Here is a 17,952-nt window from a genome sequence, read left to right as displayed (position 1 = left end):
GCCGGCAGGCCCTAGCAGCAGTCCGGGTCGAGCCCCGCGGGGAGGTCCGTGCCCGAGAACACCCGGCAGGTCGCCTCGTCGCCGCCGAGCGCCGCCACCGCGAGCAGCAGGGAGCCCGCCGTCCAGGTGGTCTGCTCGACGGGCCAGACGGCCGCGTCGTCGTAGACGTAGCCCGTCCAGTACAGGCCGGTCTCGTCGTCGCGCAGGTGCTGGATGGACTTCAGGACGTCCACGGCCCGGTCGGACTCGCCGAGCGCCCACAGGGCGAGGGCCAGCTCGGCGCTCTCGCCGCCGGTGACCCAGGGGTTGGGCACCACGCAGCGCACGCCGAGGCCGGGCACGACGAAGCGGTCCCAGCCCTCCTCGATGCGGGCCTTGGCCTCGGCCCCGGTGAGCGCGCCGCCGAGGACGGGGTAGTACCAGTCCATCGAGTAGCGGTCCTTGTCGAGGAACCGCTCGGGGTGGCACCTGATCGCGTGGGCCAGGGCGCCCGCCGCAAGCTCCCAGTCGGGCTGGGGGTCCTCGCGCGTCTCGGCGATGGCGAGGGCGCAGCGCAGCGCCTGGTGGACGGAGGAGGAGCCGGTCAGGAGCGCGTCGGCGACCGCGGTGCCGTCCGGCTCCCGCTTCCAGCCGATCTGGCCGCCGGGCTGCTGGAGCGCGAGCACGAACTCGACGGCGGCCACGACCACCGGCCACATCCGGTCGAGGAACGCCTCGTCGCCGGTGGTCAGGTAGTGGTGCCAGACGCCGACGGCCACGTACGCGCAGAAGTTGGTCTCGCGGCCGCGGTCGGTGACGGCGTCCGGGTCGCCGTCGGCGTACGCCGCGTACCAGGAGCCGTCCGCGTTCTGGTGCCGGGCGAGCCAGTCGTAGGCGCGGGCGGCGGCCGCGTGCTCGCCCGCCGCGTCCAGGGCCATGGCCGCCTCGGTGTGGTCCCACGGGTCCAGGTGGTGGCCGCGGAACCAGGGTATGGCGCCGTCGGGGCGCTGCGCGGCGAGGATGCCGCGGACCGTGTGCGCTGCCTGATGCGCCGTCAGAACACCGGGCAGGACCAGGTGTTCGGTGCGCTCGGGACTCGTCACGCCCCGGCCTTCGCGTCGGCGGGAGCGGTAGCGGGAGCCGGAGCGGCGGCGGCGCGCGGCAGGTGCGGCTTGGTCGCGTACGCCACGAAGCTCTTGCCGATCAGCGGGTTCAGGGCCTGCTCGGCGAGCTTGGTCGCCAGCGGCTTCTTCATGATGTCCCAGACCAGGAGCTTGTGGTAGGCGCGGACGGGCAGCGCCTTGTCGTTGTCCACGCCGAACGCGCACTTGAGCCACCAGTACGGGGAGTGCAGCGCGTGCGCGTGGTGGGTGCCGTAGGGCTTGAGGCCCGACTCCCGCATCCTGGCGAGGAGTTCGTCGGCGCGGTAGATGCGGATGTGGCCGCCCTCGACCTCGTGGTACGCGTCGCTGAGGGTCCAGCAGACCTTCTCCGGGCCGTAGCGCGGAACCGTCACGGCTATGCGGCCGCCGGGCTTGAGGACCCGGACCATCTCGGCGAGGACGCCCTTGTCGTCGGGGATGTGCTCCATCACCTCGGAGATGATCACGACGTCGAACGACTCGTCGGGGAAGGGCAGGTTGAGCGCGTCGCCCTCCATCGCGGTCGCGGTGGCGCCCGCCGGGGCCTCGCCCGCCTCCTTCATGGCCGCGAACCACTTCGCGACCTCGCGGATCTCCTCGCCGTTCCGGTCGAGCGCCACCACCTGGGCACCGCGCCGGTAGCACTCGAAGGCGTGCCGTCCGGCCCCGCAGCCGAGGTCGAGGACGCGGTCCCCCGGCGCGAGCGGGAAGCGGGTGAAGTCGACGGTCAGCACGGGGTCCTGCTTTCGTGGTGGGGGCCAGCAACTTCGGAGAGAGCGGCGGCGGGCGCCGCGCCGCGCGGGGCCGCGGGGCGGACCGGGGCGGTGCCCGCGGAGCCGGCCATGGCCGCGCGGTAGCGCTCCACCGTGCCCTGCGCGGCCCGCGCCCAGGTGAACCGTTCGAGGACGCGGGCGCGCCCGGCCGCGCCGAGCCGGGCCCGCAGCTCCGGGTCGCCGAGGAGCCGTCCGAGGCCCGCGGCGAGCGCCCCCGAGTCGCCGGGCGGCACGGCGAGGCAGGTGCGGCCGTCGGGCCCCGCGACCTCCGGGATGGCCCCGCCGGTCGTGGCGAGCAGCGGCGTCCCCGTGGCCATCGCCTCGGCCGCGGGCAGCGAGAAGCCCTCGTACAGGGAGGGCACGCAGGCGACCTGGGCCGAGCGCACCAGGTCGACGAGTTCCGCGTCGGTGATGCCCTTGACGAACTCGACGGCCCCTTGGAGGCCGTAGCGCTCGATGGCGGCGGCGACCGGGCCGTCCTCGGCGCGCTTGCCGACGACGACGAGGTGCGCGTCGGGGTGTTCCGTACGGGCCTTGGCGAGCGCCTCGACCAGGTGGATCAGGCCCTTGAGCGGCACGTCCGCGCTGGACGTCGTCACGATCCGGCCCGGGACCTGGGGCACGGCGGGGTCGGGCGAGAAGAGGTCGGTGTCGGCGCCGATGTGGACGACGTTGATCCGGTCCGGGCGGACGCCGAGGTGGTCGACGATCTCCTGGCGCGAGGTCCCGGAGACCGTGACGATCGAGGGCAGACGGCGCGCGACGCGCTTCTGCATGCGCGTGAACGCGTACCAGCGCCGCACGGACGCGCGGCGCTTCCAGTCGGCGGCCGCGTCCAGCTCCAGCTGCCGGTCGACGGTGATCGGGTGGTGGATGGTCGTCACCAGCGGGGCGCCGAGGTCGCCGAGCAGGCCGTAGCCGAGCGTCTGGTTGTCGTGGATGACGTCGAACGCGCCGCGCCGGGCGCGCAGTTCGCGCCGGGCCCGCAGACTGAAGGTGACCGGCTCCGGGAAGCCGCCGGTCCACATCGTGGCGACTTCGAGGGCGTCGATCCAGTCGCGGTACTCGTCGCGCTTGGGCGTGCGGAAGGGGTCCGGCTGACGGTAGAGGTCCAGGCTCGGCAGCTCGGTCAGGCTGAGCCCGTCGAGGTCCTCGCCCTCGTCGAGCACCGGGTAGGGCTGGGCGCCGATGACCTCGACGCGGTGGCCGAGCCGGGCGAGCTCACGCGAGAGGTGCCGGACGTACACGCCCTGGCCGCCGCAGAACGGGTTCCCCTTGTAGGTCAGGAGAGCGATGCGCAGGGCGCGGCCGCCGTCCGTCGCAGGGCCCGGCGGGGGGCCCGCCTCTCTGGCCTCAGCGGTCACTGTCGGCCCCCTTCTTCCTTCAGTTGTCCGCGAGACTACGCCGGGACGGTAATGTAGAACAAGTTTCAGAGTTGGTTCCCGTCGCGACCGCCCGTGATCGCCGGACGGGCTCGAATCTACCGGCAGGTAGCCACGCCGGAAGGCCCGGATCAGGTGATTCGCGCCACGGCGACCGCCCTGCTGTACGGTCGCATCGCGGTCGCGGTCCCGGCGTCCCACGGGCGGGACCACGGGGCGGAACTGTGGGATCTTTTGCGGACGAGTGGGCCGGGCTCGGGACCCCCGGGACCCCAGGGACGGCTGACGGGACTGACGGGGCGACGGGACGATGACAGCTGACGCGAAGACGGCCGGGGCGCGGGCGACGGTGTCACCCCCGCTCACCGAGCGCCAGGAGGCGCGCCGCCGCCGCATCCTGCACGCCAGTGCCCAACTGGCCAGCCGGGGCGGCTTCGACGCGGTCCAGATGCGCGAGGTCGCGGAGGCCGCCGGGGTCGCGCTCGGCACGCTCTACCGCTACTTCCCCTCGAAGGTGCACCTGCTCGTCGCGACGATGCAGGACCAGCTCCAGCACATGCACACCACGCTGCGCAAGCGGCCGCCCGCCGGGGAGACGTCCGCCGAGCGGGTCGCGGAGACCCTGATGCGGGCCTTTCGCGCGCTGCAGCGCGAGCCGCACCTCGCGGACGCCATGGTGCGCGCCCTGACTTTCGCCGACCGCTCCGTGAGCCCCGAGGTGGACACGGTCTCGCGGCTCACGACGGCGATCGTCCTGGACGCCATGGGCCTGGACGGGCAGCCGACGGCGGCGCAGCTCTCCGCGGTGCGGGTGATCGAGCACACCTGGCACTCGGCGCTGATCACCTGGCTCTCCGGCCGGGCCTCGATCGCCCAGGTGAAGATCGACATCGAGATGGTGTGCCGGCTGATCGACCTGACCGCGCCGGACGCGGCGTAGCCCCCCAAGGAAACGCACGCCCGGACCCGCCTTAGCCCCCAGGGGAACGCACGCCCGGCCCCGGGCAGCACCCCGCTACTCCTCCGGCGGGAACACCACTTCGCCGCTGCCGAGCAGGGTGATCGTGATGGCCTCGACCGGGCAGCCCTCGGCGGCCGCCAGGAGCTGCTCGGACGCGTCCGTCTCCGCCCGCCGGGGGTGCGACTGGCGGGCGGGGTCCAGGGCGAAGCCGTCCGGCGCGAGGTTCACGCACATCCCGGAGCCGATGCACACCGACCGGTCGACCTCGACGTGCCAGCGGTCGCCCATCAGGCCCCGGCCCCCTCGGGCGCGTACCCGGCGGGCAGGTGGATCATCTTGTGCTCGAAGTACTCGCCGTACCCCTCGGGCCCGAACTCCCGGCCCAGGCCGGAGTTCTTGTAGCCGCCGAAGGGGCCCGCCATGTCCAGGCTGAAGGTGTTCACCGCGTACGTGCCGGTGCGCACCCGGCGGGCGACGTCCAGGCCGCGCTCGACGTCAGCGGTCCACACGCTGCCGCTGAGGCCGTACTCGGAGTCGTTGGCGATCCGCACGGCCTCCTCCTCGTCGCCGTACTCGATGAGGCAGATGACGGGCCCGAAGATCTCCTCGCGGGCGACCCGCATGGAGTTGTCGACGCCGCCGAGCAGCGTCGGCTCGACGTACCAGCCGCGGTCGAACCCGGCGGGGCGGCCGCCGCCCGCGAGGATCTTGGCGCCCTCCTCCTGGCCGATGCGGATGTAGTCGAGCGAGCGCCGCTGCTGCCGCTCGGCGACCAGCGGCCCCAGTTCGGTCGCCGGGTCCATCGGGTCGCCGACCTTGAGCGCCGACGCGGCGGCGGCGAAGGCCTCGGCGAACTCGCCCGCGCGGGAGCGCGGCACGAGGATGCGGGTCTGCGCCACGCACGCCTGGCCGTTGATCATCCACGCGTAGGGCGCGATGCCCGCCACCGCGCTCGCCGCGTCGGCGTCCGGCAGGACGACGGCGGCCGACTTGCCGCCCAACTCCAGGGTGACGCGCGTGAGATGGCGGGAGCAGACCTCCATGACGCGCTTGCCCGCGGACACGGACCCGGTGAAGGACACCTTGTCGACGCCGGGGTGCCCGACGAGGTACTCGCTGACCTCCCGGCCCGCGGAGACGATGGAGAGCACGCCCTCCGGCAGGCCCGCCTCGGCGACGATCTCCGCGAGGACGTACGCGTCCAGGGGGGTCTCCGGCGAGGTCTTGAGGATCACCGGGCACCCGGCGAGCAGCGCGGGCGCGAGCTTGGCCGCGGCGGTGAACTGCGGGACGTTCCACGGCACGACGGCCGCCACGACGCCCACGGGCTCGCGCCGCACCAGGATCCGGCCGAGCGCGCCCGCGCGGGCCTCCTCGTAACGGAACTCCCGCGCCGTGGTGATCGCCGCGTCCCAGACCATCATCGCGGCCAGGGCCTGGACCAGGACGGACGCGGTGATCGGGGTGCCGTTCTCGGAGCTGATGACCCGGGCCAGTTCCTCGTGCCGCGCGGCCAGGCCGTCCTTGATCTTCGTGACGACCTCGATCCGCTCGTCGAGGGCAAGGCGCGGCCAGGGCCCTTCGTCGAAGGCCTCGCGGGCGAGGGCGACGGCCCGGTCGACGTCGGCCGTCGCGGCGTGCGGCACCCGCGCGAAGACCTCGCCGGTGTGCGGCGAGACGACCTCGATGACGTCCTTGCCGAGCGGCCGGGTCAACTCCCCGCCGATGAACAGCTGTCCGTGCTCCACGAGTTCCGTCATGGCCGACCGCCTCCTGCGGGACGCTTTCTGACGCTGTTTCAGAACTGATATCAGTTCTAGTTATAGTGGGCAACGGCCGTGCGGCCGACAGCTCCGGCGGCAGGGACGGGGGGCGGCGGATGACCCGGGTGACGGGCACAGGGGTGACCGGGCACGGCGGTGGGGTGTGGAGCATCGCCGTACCGATCCCGGACAACCCCCTGGGCCACACGCTGGTGTACGTGCTCGACACCGACCGGGGCCCGGTCCTGATCGACACCGGCTGGGACGACCCGGCGTCGTGGGACGTGCTCGTCGCGGGGCTCGCCGCCTGCGGCACCGAGGTCGCCGAGGTGCACGGGGTGCTGCTCACCCACCACCACCCGGACCACCACGGCCTGTCCGCGCGGGTGCGCGCCGCGTCCGGGGCGTGGCTCGCGATGCACGAGGCCGACGCGCACGTGGTGCGGCGCACCCGGGAGTATCCGATGCGGCGGTGGTTCGGGTATCTGGTGGACAAGCTGACCGCCGCGGGCGCGCCCGCCGAACACGTGGCACCGCTGGCCGCCGCCCGCGACGCGGGGCGCGTGCCCGGCCTCGCCGCCCGCCTGCCCGCCCTGCCGGACCGGCCGATCCCGCCCGGCGAGCTCCTCGACCTGCCCGGCCGCCGACTGCGCGCGATCTGGACGCCGGGCCACACCCCGGGCCACGTGTGCCTGCACCTGGAGGAGGAGCACCCGGCTCGGCTCCCCGGGCGCGGGCGCCTGTTCAGCGGTGACCACCTCCTGCCGGGCATCACCCCGCACATCGGCCTGTACGAGGACCCCGACGACCGGACGGTCACCGATCCTTCCCCAGGCTCTCGGCTTCGCTCGAGCAGGGGAGACCCCCTTGGCGACTACCTGGACTCCCTGGAGCGGATCGGGCGGCTCGGCGTCGCGGAGGTCCTGCCCGCGCACCAGCACGCCTTCGCCCACGCGCCCGCCCGCGTACGGGAGTTGCTCGCCCACCACGAGGCACGGCTCGCGGGCCTGCTCGCGCTGCTCGCCGAGGCGCGCACCCCCTGGCAGCTCGCCGAGCGCATGGAGTGGAACAGGCCCTGGGCCGACATCCCCGCGGGCTCGCGCACCATCGCCGTCTCCGAGGCGGAGGCGCATGTGCGCAGGCTGGTGAAGCTGGGGCGGGCGCAGGCGGTGCCGGGCAGCGACCCGGTGGCGTACGCGGCGGTGTGAGGCCCCGCGGCGCGGGCCCGCCCCGTCACCAGCTCGCGTCCCCCCGCAGCACCGCGTCCGCGCCGCCGTCGATGAAGACCACCTGGCCGGTGACATGGGTGTTCTCCGGCGAGGTGAGGAAGTCGAGCAGCGGGGCGACCTGCTCCGGCTCGCCGTAGCCGTTCAGCGGCATGGGGACGGCGGCGTCCGCGATGGCGCGGACCTCCGGGTCCGCGAGCATGGGGCGGCTCATGGGGGTGCGGATGATGCCGGGCCCGATCGCGTTCAGCGGGATGCCCGCGCCCGCCCACGCGTCGCTCACGGCGGCTCGCCGCACCCACCGCGCGAGGGCGTGCTTGGCGGAGGCGTACACCCGCTGCCCCTCGCCGCGCTCGACCGCGGCGCGCGCGGCGGCGACGGCCGCTGCCTCGTCGTCGGCGAGCACCGCCTCGACGATCGCCGGGTCGGCGGGGTGCAGGACGGCCACGGACGCCACGGCGGCCGCGCGCGGATCGCGGCCCGCGGCAAGGAGCGGCCGCAGTCCGGTGAGCGTGGCGATCGCGCCGAAGGCGTTCACCCGCACGGTCACCGGGTCGTACGCGGCGACCCCGGCACAGGCGATCACGGCGTCGAGCCGCCCGCCGCCGAGGTCGGCCGCCGCCTCGGCGAGCAGCGCGCGGCCCTCCCCGGTGCCGAGGTCGGCGCTGATGTCGGTGTCCTTGAGGTCCGCGCCGATGACCCGGTGGCCCCGCGCGGCCAGCCGGCGCGCGGTGGCCCTGCCGATGCCGGAGGCGGCACCGGTGATCAGACAGGTGCGGGCGGCCTGGTCGTCCCCGCGGTGCTGCCGCCCGCGGCTCGGGTCCGTCACGGTGCTGCTCCCCTCGACTGCCGCGTTCTGAGGCTCCCGCCACGCTACGCCCGCCGCACGGACCGCACCAGAGCGCGATCACCGGCCCCGCCCCCTCTCGGCGTCCGCCGGGCCGCGTGCCGGGAGGGGCGGCGTACGGGCCGGTAGAGTGTGCGGGTCGTCATCACGTACGTACGAGGGGAAGCCGGTGGAAATCCGGCGCTGCACCTTCCCCGGGTCCTGGCTTCGCTCGGTCCGGGAGGAGCCGCCGTGGCACCACCCGCCCGTGGCGAGCCGGAGCACCTCGTGCGACGCGTGACCGGCTCGCGTCATCGGGACCGTACCGATGGCCGGCACCGTCGAGGCATACGGAGCCGGAGCCGCCCGGTGCCCCTGTCGTGCCGTGCCGCCCGGCTCCCCGCAGGGAGAGGCACCCGCCGCATCATGAACGTTCGCCGCAGCGCAGCTGCCCTGGCCGCCGCCGTCGCCCTCGGCATGGCCGCGGCCCCGGCCGCCCTCGCCGACGAGGCCTCGCCCTCGCCCTCCGGCGCGCTCCCCTCCGGTCTGTACGGCAAGTCGGACCCGAAGTTCGACGGCGTGTTCCGGCAGTCGTACGCCCTGCTCGCGCAGGACACGACCGGGGTCACGCCCGCGGCGAAGGCCGTGGACTGGCTGACCGGCCAGCAGTGCGCCAGCGGCGGCTTCGCGGCCTACCGCGCCGACGCGGACGTGCCCTGCGACTCCAAGGCGCAGGTCGACAGCAACTCGACGGCCGCGGCCGTGCAGGCCCTGGCCGCGCTCGGCGGCGAGAAGAAGGCCGTCGACAAGGGCGTGGCCTGGCTGAAGTCCGTGCAGAACCAGGACGGCGGCTGGGGCTACACCCCGGGCCTGCCGAGCGACGCCAACTCCACCGGCATCGTGATCGGCGCGCTCGCCGCCGCCGGGGAGAAGCCCGCCGCCGCGAAGTCCCAGAAGGGCAGGACCCCGCTGGACGCGCTGACGAAGCTCGCCCTGGACTGCGGCAAGGACGGCGGCGCCTTCGGCCTCGCCGACGCCAAGTCCGGCAAGCTCGCGCCGAACGCCGACGCCACGGCGGCCGGTGTCCTCGGCGGCCTCGGCAAGGGCCTGGTCGTGAGCGCGCCGAAGAAGGACGCCGCCGCGCCGAAGTGCGTCAAGGCCGCCTCGGCGGACCAGGCCGCGGCCAACGGCACCGGCTACCTCATCGACGCCCTCGGCAAGTCCGGCCACCTCACCTCGTCGCTGCCCGGCTCCACGGACAAGCCGGACGTCGGCAACACCGCCGACGCGGTCGTCGCCCTGGCCGCCGCGGGCCAGGGCGAGCAGGCGCAGAAGTCCGCCCGGTGGCTCGCCGACAACTCCGCGGACTGGGCGAAGCAGGGCGGCCCCGCCGCCTACGCGCAGCTGGTCTTCGCCGCCCACGCCGCGGGCCTCGACCCGCGCGACTTCGGCGGCGCCGACCTGGTGAAGCAGCTGAACGCGACCGGCCCGGCCCCGCGGGCGCAGGCGGCCGACGAGGAGAAGGACAAGGACGACGACGGCAGCGGCGTGAGCGTCTGGTGGATCGTCGGCGTCGGCCTGGCCGCGGGCGCGGGCATCGGCTTCCTCCTGAGCGGCCGCAAGAAGTCCCAGCCGTGACACACCGCCGTCGCGGACCCGGCCCCCGCCGCGCGGTGGCCGTGCTCTTCGCCGCCCTGCTCGCGCTCCTCGCGGCCGTCCCCGCCCACGCCGCCGACTACCGCTACTGGTCGTTCTGGCAGCGCGGCGGGGGCGGCACGTGGGCGTACGCCACCCAGGGGCCCTCGACCGCACGGCCCGACGACGGGGACGTGGACGGGTTCCGCTTCGCCGTGTCCGCGGACGCGAAGACCGCGAAGAAGCCGCGCGGCACCGCCGACTTCGCCACCGTCTGCGCGGACACGAAGGCCGCGGCGGGCAAGAAGCGGATCGCGGTCGTCATCGACTTCGGCACGGCCGCGGACGCCCCTGACGGGCGGACTCCGCCGAAGCCGCGCACCGCGTGCGCCCGCATCGACGACGGCGGGTCGAGCGCCGACGCGCTCGCCGCCGTCGCCAAGCCCCTGCGCTACGACAACAACGCGCTGCTGTGCGCCATCTCCGACTACCCGAAGTCCGGCTGCGGCGAGCAGGTGTCCGGCGACAAGGGCGACCGGAGCGGGCGCGCCGCCGACGAGGGCGAAGGCGGCCCGTCCGTCGGCCTGGTCGCCGGGGTCGCCGCCGTGGTCGTGCTCGGCGCCGCCGCCGTCTGGCAGGCCCGCCGCCGGCGCGGGTGAACCGGCCCGACGCGATGACCAGCCCACGCGCCGTGCGGGCCGCCCCGCGCCGCCTCGCCCCCGAGGCGCACCGCTCCAACGCCCTGCACCCGGGCGCCTGGTGGCTGTGGGCCCTCGGGCTCGCCACGGCCGCGTCGCGCACCACCAACCCGCTGCTCATCGGGCTGCTCGTCGGGGTCGCGGGGTACGTCGTCGCGGCCCGGCGCACCTCCGCTCCGTGGGCGCGCGCGTACGGGGCGTTCGTGAAGATCGCCCTGTTCGTCATCGGCGTCCGCCTGGTCTTCGCGGTGTTCCTCGGCTCGCCGATCCCGGGCACCCACCTCATCGTGACGCTGCCGGAAGTGCCGCTGCCCGACTGGGCGCAGGGCGTGCGGATCGGCGGCCGGGTCACCGCGGAGGGCGTGGTGTTCGCGCTGTACGACGGGGTGCGCCTCGCGGGCCTGCTGATCTGCGTCGGCGCCGCGAACGCCCTGGCGAGCCCCGCCCGGCTGCTGAAGTCCCTGCCGGGCGCCCTGTACGAGGCGGGTGTCGCCGTCGTCGTCGCGATGACGTTCGCGCCGAACCTGATCGCCGATGTCCAGCGGCTGCGTGGCGCGCGCAGGCTGCGCGGACGCGCGGACCGCGGCGTGCGCGGCCTGCTCCAGGTCGGCCTGCCCGTCCTGGAGGGCGCCCTCGAACGGTCCGTGGCGCTGGCCGCCGCGATGGACGCGCGCGGCTTCGGGCGCACCGCGGCCGTGCCCGCACGGGTGCGCAGGACCACGGCGGCCCTGACGCTCGGCGGGCTCATGGGCGTGTGCGCGGGCACGTACGGGCTGCTGACCGCGGACGGCGGGACGTACGGCCTGCCGGTGCTCGGCGCCGGGCTCGCCGCGGCGCTCGGCGGGCTGTGGCTCGGCGGGCGGCGCGCGGTGCGCACCCGCTACCGGCCCGACGTGTGGGGCGTGCGCGCCTGGCTCGTCGCCGGGTCCGGCGCCGCCGTCGCGGGCCTGATGATCGCCGCGAGTTCGCCCGGCGGCGCGGCCCTGCACCCGGGAGTCGTCCCGCTGGTCGCGCCGGAGCTGCCGCTGTGGCCCGCCGCGGCGATCCTGCTCGGCCTGCTCCCGGCGTTCGTCGCGCCGGTGCCGCCGCCCGCGCAGGCCCCCGCCCCCCGCCCGTCCCGAGCCGCCGCCCAGGAGCAGAGCCCATGACGATGATCCGGTTCGAGGACGTCTCCGTACGGTACGAAGGCACGGCACGGCCCACCGTCGAGCACGTGGACCTGGCCGTCCCGGAGGGTGAGCTGGTCCTGGTGGTCGGCCCGTCCGGGGTCGGCAAGTCCACGCTGCTCGGCACCGTCAGCGGGCTCGTGCCGCACTTCACCGGCGGCACGCTGCGCGGACGCGTGACCGTGGCGGGCCGCGACACGCGCACCCACAAGCCGCGCGAGCTCGCCGACGTGGTCGGCACGGTGGGCCAGGACCCGCTCGCCCACTTCGTGACGGACACGGTGGAGGACGAGCTGGCGTACGGCATGGAGTCGCTCGGGCTCGCCCCCGACGTGATGCGCCGCCGCGTCGAGGAGACCCTCGACCTGCTCGGCCTCGCCGAGCTGCGGGACCGGCCCATCTCCACCCTGTCCGGCGGCCAGCAGCAGCGCGTCGCCATCGGCTCCGTCCTCACCCCGCACCCCCGGGTCCTGGTCCTCGACGAGCCGACGTCCGCGCTCGACCCGGCGGCGGCCGAGGAGGTCCTGGCCGTCCTCCAGCGCCTGGTCCACGACCTGGGCACCACGGTCCTGATGGCCGAGCACCGCCTGGAGCGGGTCGTCCAGTACGCCGACCAGGTGCTGCTCCTGGCATCGCCCGGCGCGGCCCCCGTCCTGGGCGATCCGGCCGAGCTGATGGCCGTCTCGCCGGTGTATCCGCCGGTCGTGGCCCTGGGCCGGCTCGCCGGGCTCACCCCGCTGCCGCTGACCGTGCGGGACGCCCGGCGCAAGGCGGCCGGGCTGCGCGAGCGGCTCGCCGACGCCGTGCCGCCGGAGCGGAGCACGGCGTCCGCCGGGCCCTCCGCATCCTCTGCGCCCTCCGCGCCCTCCGCGCCCTCCGCGTCCGAGGAGCGGCGCGCGGCCCCGGCGGCCCGGTGGTGGCGGCTCGGGCGGACGTCGCCCGGGGAGCCCGCGGACCGGGGCGCGGCCGCGGGCGGCGCGCGGGTCGAGGGGCTCGCGCTGCGCCGGGGGCGCGTCGAGGCGCTGCGGCGCGTCGACCTGGCCGTGGCGCCGGGCGAGACCCTCGCCCTGATGGGCCGCAACGGCGCGGGCAAGTCCACGCTCCTGTCCGCCCTGGTGGGCTTGCTGCCGCCCACGGCCGGCACGGTCCGCGTGGGCGGCCTCGCCCCCCACCGCACGGCCCCGCGCGAGCTGATCCGCCGCGTCGGCCTCGTTCCGCAGGAGCCGCGCGACCTGCTGTACGCGGACACGGTCGCGGCCGAGTGCGCGGCCGCCGACCACGACGCCGACGCGCCCGCGGGCAGCTGCCGCGACCTGGTGGCTCAGCTGCTGCCGGGCATCGCCGACGACACGCACCCGCGGGACCTGTCCGAGGGCCAGCGCCTGGCCCTCGCCCTCGCGATCGTCCTCACGGCCCGTCCGCCGCTGCTGCTCCTCGACGAGCCGACCCGGGGCCTGGACTACGCGGCCAAGGCCCGTCTGGTCACGATCCTGCGCGGCCTCGCCGCCGAGGGCCACGCGATCGTCCTGGCCACGCACGACGTGGAGCTCGCGGCCGAGCTGGCGCACCGGGTGGTGATCCTCGCCGACGGCGAGGTCGTCGCCGACGGCCCCACCGCCGAGGTGGTCGTGTCGTCCCCGGCCTTCGCCCCGCAGGTCACCAAGGTCCTGGCACCGCAGCGGTGGCTCACCGTGACACAGGTGCGCGAGGCGCTGGAGGCGGCCCGGTGAGCAGCGCCCCGAGGGCGCGCCGGGAACGGCGCGCCCGGCCACGGACAACGCGCGGAGGGCAACCGGTCCGGCCGGACGCCCAGGTGCGCCCCATAAGGCTGGGCCCCCGCTCCGTGGCCGCCCTGGCCCTGGTGAGCGCCATCGGCGTGGCGGCCTTCGCCTGGCCCCTGCTCGCCGGGCCCGAGTCGACGATCAGCGCACATGCGCAAGACGCACCCTGGCTGTTCGCGGCCCTGCTCCCCCTGCTGGTGGGCGTGGTCGTGGCGACCATCTCCGACGTCGGCCTGGACGCGAAGGCCATCGCGATGCTGGGGGTGCTCGCCGCGGCCGGGGCCGCGCTGCGGCCGCTCGGCGCCGGGACGGCCGGGATCGAGCCGATGTTCTTCCTGATGGTGCTGAGCGGGCGGGTGCTCGGGCCGGGCTTCGGCTTCGTCCTCGGCGCCGTGTCGATGTTCGCCTCGGCGCTGCTCACCGGCGGCGTGGGCCCCTGGATGCCGTTCCAGATGCTGTCCATGGGGTGGGTGTGCATGGGCGCGGGGCTCCTGCCGGGCGCCGACACCCTGCGCGGCCGCCGTGAGCTGTGGCTGCTCGGCGCGTACGGGGCGGTGGCGTCCGTCCTGTACGGGACCGTGATGAACCTCCAGGGCTGGCCCTACATCTCCGGCCTCGCCACCGGCGTCTCCTTCGTGCCCGGCGACGCGGTCGGCGACAACCTGGCCCGCTTCCTCGCGTACTGCCTGGCCACGTCGCTCGGCTGGGACCTGCCGCGGGCGGTGCTCACCGTCGTGCTGAGCCTCGCGCTCGGCCCGGCCGTCCTGAAGGCGCTGCGCCGGGCCACGCGGCGGGCCGCGTTCGAGGCGCCGGTCACATTCGAGGCCCCGAAGCCGTGAGCGGCGTTGCGCGTTCCGTGAGGAAACAGGGGGGTGGGCGGTGAGCCGCCCCACAGGACTTTGGTCCTCTACTACGGGACCCCGTAGCCGCACTTCGCTGTCACGTACACGCCAATTTACGCTCTGACCTGCGGATTGAGAGCCAGATCACAACGGGGCCCTTCGTCCGAGATGCGAGTGCCACTAGTAAGAGGGGTCATTGCGGCGACGTAACAGCCCTGCTTCTCTGGATGAGTCGCACGGCGCCGACCGGCCGTCCACGAGCCCCCCGGGCACTCCGGGAAACAGCTCAAGGCCTCGGCGCCGACGCATTTGCCCCCGCTCCTCACGAGCCGGAGCGGCAAGCGCCCCGCGACCGTCCTGTACCCGACCGGAAGGTCCTCTGTGTCCGTCACGCTCCTCCGCCGCATCACGCCCAAGAAGGCCCTCGTCGGCGGTGCCCTCGCCGCCGCCGCCACCGGCATGGTCTTCGCCGCGGCCCCCGCTCAGGCCGCCCCGGCGTCCGACTCGGCCAAGGCCGTGGCGCAGCGAGTGATCGGCGACGCCGGCCAGTTCCAGTGCTTCGACAAGATCGTCTCCCACGAGAGCGGCTGGAACGTCACCGCCACGAACTCCTCGTCCGGCGCGTACGGCCTGGTCCAGGCCCTGCCCGGCTCGAAGATGGCCTCGGCGGGCGCCGACTGGAAGACCAACGCCGAGACCCAGATCAAGTGGGGCCACTCCTACATGAAGGAGCGCTACGGCAGCCCGTGCGCGGCGTGGAACCACTGGCAGGCCAACGGCTGGTACTGAGCCTGGCCCCTGGGCCTTGAACAGTGAGGGCGGTCACCCCCGGCGGGGTGGCCGCCCTTTCCTCACCCGCCCGCCCTCATCGCGCTGGCGCGCTCGTCCTCAAACGCCGGACGGGCTGAATCGTCGCCGGTGCGGACCGGATGTCGGCTGCGGGCCCGCAGAAGGCGTCCGGCGGCCACCGGGACTTTCAGCCCGTCCGGCGTTTGAGGACGAGGCGCGGAGTGCCGATACGGGGGCCCAGGGGGGCGGAGCCCCCCTGGCGGCTACAGCCGCTGCAAGATCGTGGCGGTGGCCACCGCACCGCCCGCGCACATCGTCACCAGCGCGAACTCCTTGTCGCGCCGCTCCAGCTCATGTAACGCCGAAGTCATCAACCGCGCCCCCGTCGCGCCCACGGGATGCCCGAGCGCGATCGCGCCCCCGTTCACGTTCACCTTCTCCAGGTCCTGCTCGAAGACCCGCGCCCAGCTGAGCACGACCGAGGCGAAGGCCTCGTTGATCTCGACGAGGTCGATGTCCCGCAGGGACATCCCGGCCTTGCCGAGCACGGCCCGGGTCGCGTCGACGGGCCCGTCGAGGTGGAAGTGCGGGTCTGCCCCCACGAGGGCCTGTGCGACGATCCGCGCGCGCGGCCTGAGCCTGAGGGCGCGGGCCATCCGCTTGGAGGCCCACAGCAGGGCCGCGGCCCCGTCGGAGATCTGGGAGGAGTTGCCCGCGGTGTGCACGGCGCTCGGCATGACCGGCTTGAGCGCGGCGAGGGCCTGAAGGGACGTGTCGCGCAGCCCCTCGTCCCGGTGCACGAGCCGCCACATCCCCTGCCCCGCGGCCTGCTCCTCCTCGGTGGTGGGCACCTGGACCGCGAAGGTCTCCCGCTTGAAGCGCTCCTCGGCCCACGCGGCGGCCGCCCGCTCCTGGGAGAGCAGCCCGAGGGCGTCCGTGTCCCGCCGGGTGAGCCCGCGCCTGCGCGCGATCCGCTCGGCGGCCTCGAACTGGTTGGGCAGGTCGACGTTCCACTCGTCGGGGAAGGGCTTGCCCGGGCCGTGCTTGCTGCCGGACCCCAGCGGCACCCGGGACATGGACTCGACGCCGCAGCTGATGCCGATGTCGATCACGCCCGCCGCGACCATGTTGGCGACCATGTGACTGGCCTGCTGCGAGGAGCCGCACTGGCAGTCGACGGTCGTCGCGGCCGTCTCGTAGGGCAGGCCCATGCTGAGCCAGGCCGTGCGCGCCGGGTTCATGGACTGCTCGCCCGCGTGCGTGACGGTGCCGCCGACGATCTGCTCGACGCAGTCGGCGTGGATGCCGGTCCGCCCGAGGAGCTCGCGGTAGGTCTCGCCGAGGAGGTAGGCGGGATGGAGGTTGGCGAGGGCTCCTCCGCGCTTGCCGATCGGGGTGCGTACGGCTTCGACGATGACAGGTTCGGCGGCCACGATCTCGTCCTCTCCTCCGGATGCCGCGGGGCGTCCCGGCACCCCGCCCGCGTAGCACGCGAGAACTGGTACGCGTTCTAGTTCCGGTCAGCAGTCTGCTGAGCCCCACCCCTCTCCCGCAAGGGTCGTGCACACACCCGGGCCCGCCGCGCGCGCAACGAACCGCCCCACGAGCCTTGCTACTTGTAGAACCGGTTATTACCTTTCGAGCCATCTCCTGATGGACCGTCAGACCACGGGCGGCCGCACACCCGCCGCCCGCCCACACCGGTGCCGAACGCCTGGAGCCCCCGATGCCCTGCCCCGCGCTGCCCGACGGGTTCGACTTCACCGACCCGGACGTCCTCCAAGACCGCGTGCCCTTCCCGGAGTTCGCGCGCCTTCGGCAGGTGGAGCCGGTGCGCTGGGTGGCGCAGCGGCGCGGGATATCCGGCTACGACGACGCGGGCTACTGGGCCGTGACCCGGCACGCCGACGTCAAGCACGTCTCCACGCACCCCGAGCTGTTCTCCTCGAACCTCAACACCGCGATCATCCGCTTCAACGAGTCGATCAGCCGCGACCAGATCGAGGTCCAGAAGCTGATCATGCTCAACATGGACCCGCCCGAGCACACCCGGGTCCGCCAGATCGTCCAGCGCGGCTTCACGCCCCGCGCCGTCCGCTCCCTGGAGGACGCCCTGCGGGCGCGCGCCCACGGGATCGTCCGCACCGCCCTGGAGCGCGCCGGTGCCGACGGCGGCTTCGACTTCGTCACCGACGTCGCCGTCGAACTGCCCCTGCAGGCCATCGCCGAACTCATCGGCGTCCCCCAGGAGGACCGCTCCAAGATCTTCGACTGGTCCAACAAGATGGCGGGGTACGACGACCCGGAGTACGCGATCACCGAGGAGGTCGGCACCGAGGCCGCCATGGAGATCGTCTCGTACGCGATGAACCTCGCCGCCGCGCGCAAGGAGTGCCCGGCCGGGGACATCGTCAGCCAGCTGGTCGCGGCGGAGGACGAGGGGAACCTCTCCTCCGACGAGTTCGGGTTCTTCGTGATCCTTCTCGCCGTCGCGGGCAACGAGACCACGCGCAACGCCATCACCCACGGCATGCACGCCTTCCTCACCCACCCCGACCAGTGGGACCTCTTCAAGCGGGAGCGGCCGGTGACCGCCGCCGAGGAGATCGTGCGCTGGGCCACGCCCGTGGTCTCCTTCCAGCGCACGGCCACCGAGGACACCGAGCTGGGCGGCGCCGCGATCAGGCGGGGCGACCGCGTCGGCATCTTCTACTCCTCCGCCAACCACGACCCCGAGGTCTTCGCGGACCCCGAGGCGTTCGACATCACCCGGGACCCGAACCCCCACCTCGGCTTCGGCGGCGGCGGACCGCACTTCTGCCTCGGCAAGTCCCTCGCGGTCCTGGAGATCAACCTCATCTTCAACGCCGTCGCCGAGGCGATGCCCGACCTGCGCCTGACGGGCGACCCGCGACGCCTCCGCTCGGCCTGGCTCAACGGCGTCAAGGAGCTCCGGGTCAGCACCCGCTGACCGGGCCCCACGGGAGGC

Annotated in this window: 16 protein-coding genes; 9 read left to right on the top strand and 7 right to left on the bottom strand. The window is 74.5% G+C overall.

From position 1 onward, the window contains the following. Positions 1-11: 11 nt before the first annotated feature. The 3 genes from AC5WAM_RS29190 to AC5WAM_RS29180 are packed head-to-tail and all read right to left on the bottom strand — an operon-like array spanning position 12 to position 3,258. Positions 12-1,082, bottom strand: a complete 1,071-nt coding sequence (locus tag AC5WAM_RS29190; protein WP_495519364.1) for a prenyltransferase/squalene oxidase repeat-containing protein — start codon at positions 1,080-1,082, stop codon at positions 12-14. Further along, positions 1,079-1,855 carry a class I SAM-dependent methyltransferase gene (locus tag AC5WAM_RS29185; protein WP_366794780.1) on the bottom strand — a complete coding sequence of 259 codons (777 nt, stop codon included), beginning with the start codon at positions 1,853-1,855 and terminating at the stop codon, positions 1,079-1,081. The genes AC5WAM_RS29190 and AC5WAM_RS29185 overlap by 4 nt, the downstream gene beginning before the upstream one ends. Further along, positions 1,849-3,258, bottom strand: a complete 1,410-nt coding sequence (locus AC5WAM_RS29180; RefSeq protein WP_495519363.1) for a glycosyltransferase family 4 protein — start codon at positions 3,256-3,258, stop codon at positions 1,849-1,851. The genes AC5WAM_RS29185 and AC5WAM_RS29180 overlap by 7 nt, the downstream gene beginning before the upstream one ends. Before the next feature lie 328 nt (positions 3,259-3,586). On the opposite strand from AC5WAM_RS29180, the gene AC5WAM_RS29175 reads away from it, so the two are divergent. After that, on the top strand, positions 3,587-4,216 hold the full coding sequence (locus tag AC5WAM_RS29175) for a TetR family transcriptional regulator (RefSeq protein WP_366794778.1): 630 nt from the start codon (positions 3,587-3,589) through the stop codon (positions 4,214-4,216). 75 nt (positions 4,217-4,291) lie between these two features. Here AC5WAM_RS29175 and AC5WAM_RS29170 read toward each other — a convergent pair whose 3' ends face one another. Together AC5WAM_RS29170 and AC5WAM_RS29165 are read right to left on the bottom strand one after the other, a co-directional pair. Then, the gene (locus AC5WAM_RS29170) at positions 4,292-4,525 is read right to left on the bottom strand and encodes a ferredoxin (protein ID WP_138959463.1); all 234 of its coding nucleotides are present in this window, start codon (positions 4,523-4,525) and stop codon (positions 4,292-4,294) included. Then, a complete protein-coding gene (locus AC5WAM_RS29165; protein WP_495519362.1) occupies positions 4,525-5,997 on the bottom strand; it encodes an aldehyde dehydrogenase in 1,473 nt (490 codons plus the stop codon). The genes AC5WAM_RS29170 and AC5WAM_RS29165 overlap by 1 nt, the downstream gene beginning before the upstream one ends. Positions 5,998-6,116: 119 nt before the next feature. Here AC5WAM_RS29165 and AC5WAM_RS29160 point away from each other — a divergent pair, with 119 nt between their 5' ends. Beyond that, a complete protein-coding gene (locus tag AC5WAM_RS29160; protein ID WP_495519361.1) occupies positions 6,117-7,208 on the top strand; it encodes a Strvi_7410 family MBL fold metallo-hydrolase in 1,092 nt (363 codons plus the stop codon). Between the two features lie 25 nt (positions 7,209-7,233). Here the strand turns inward: AC5WAM_RS29160 and AC5WAM_RS29155 are convergent, their stop codons facing one another. After that, entirely contained in the window at positions 7,234-8,055 is an 822-nt protein-coding gene (locus AC5WAM_RS29155) for an SDR family oxidoreductase (RefSeq protein ID WP_495519360.1), read from the bottom strand. A 423-nt stretch (positions 8,056-8,478) separates the two neighbouring features. On the opposite strand from AC5WAM_RS29155, the gene AC5WAM_RS29150 reads away from it, so the two are divergent. The 6 genes from AC5WAM_RS29150 to AC5WAM_RS29125 all read left to right on the top strand — a co-directional run bounded on the left by AC5WAM_RS29150 (position 8,479) and on the right by AC5WAM_RS29125 (position 14,963). Then, positions 8,479-9,690, top strand: coding sequence for an SCO2321 family membrane protein (locus tag AC5WAM_RS29150; RefSeq protein ID WP_495519359.1), 1,212 nt, complete (start codon positions 8,479-8,481; stop codon positions 9,688-9,690). Then, positions 9,687-10,346, top strand: a complete 660-nt coding sequence (locus tag AC5WAM_RS29145; RefSeq protein WP_495519358.1) for an SCO2322 family protein — start codon at positions 9,687-9,689, stop codon at positions 10,344-10,346. The genes AC5WAM_RS29150 and AC5WAM_RS29145 overlap by 4 nt, the downstream gene beginning before the upstream one ends. Positions 10,347-10,360: 14 nt before the next feature. Continuing rightward, entirely contained in the window at positions 10,361-11,533 is a 1,173-nt protein-coding gene (locus AC5WAM_RS29140) for an energy-coupling factor transporter transmembrane component T (protein ID WP_495519357.1), read from the top strand. A gap of 2 nt (positions 11,534-11,535) precedes the next feature. Next, positions 11,536-13,281, top strand: coding sequence for an ABC transporter ATP-binding protein (locus AC5WAM_RS29135; protein ID WP_495523669.1), 1,746 nt, complete (start codon positions 11,536-11,538; stop codon positions 13,279-13,281). An 83-nt stretch (positions 13,282-13,364) separates the two neighbouring features. Continuing rightward, entirely contained in the window at positions 13,365-14,171 is an 807-nt protein-coding gene (locus AC5WAM_RS29130; RefSeq protein WP_495519356.1) for an ECF transporter S component, read from the top strand. A gap of 384 nt (positions 14,172-14,555) precedes the next feature. After that, the gene (locus tag AC5WAM_RS29125; protein ID WP_242717529.1) at positions 14,556-14,963 is read left to right on the top strand and encodes an aggregation-promoting factor C-terminal-like domain-containing protein; all 408 of its coding nucleotides are present in this window, start codon (positions 14,556-14,558) and stop codon (positions 14,961-14,963) included. Positions 14,964-15,226: 263 nt separating this feature from the next. On the opposite strand, the gene AC5WAM_RS29120 is transcribed toward AC5WAM_RS29125, so the two are convergent. Continuing rightward, positions 15,227-16,396, bottom strand: coding sequence for a steroid 3-ketoacyl-CoA thiolase (locus tag AC5WAM_RS29120; RefSeq protein WP_495519355.1), 1,170 nt, complete (start codon positions 16,394-16,396; stop codon positions 15,227-15,229). A 293-nt stretch (positions 16,397-16,689) separates the two neighbouring features. Between AC5WAM_RS29120 and AC5WAM_RS29115 the strand changes: the two genes are divergently transcribed. Continuing rightward, entirely contained in the window at positions 16,690-17,934 is a 1,245-nt protein-coding gene (locus AC5WAM_RS29115; protein WP_495519354.1) for a cytochrome P450, read from the top strand. The last annotated feature ends 18 nt before the right edge of the window (positions 17,935-17,952 follow it).

It is taken from the genome of Streptomyces sp. JLYT201 (assembly GCF_059448825.1).
Note: the sequence above shows the minus strand (reverse complement) of the source record. Positions and strands in the feature narration are given on the sequence as shown.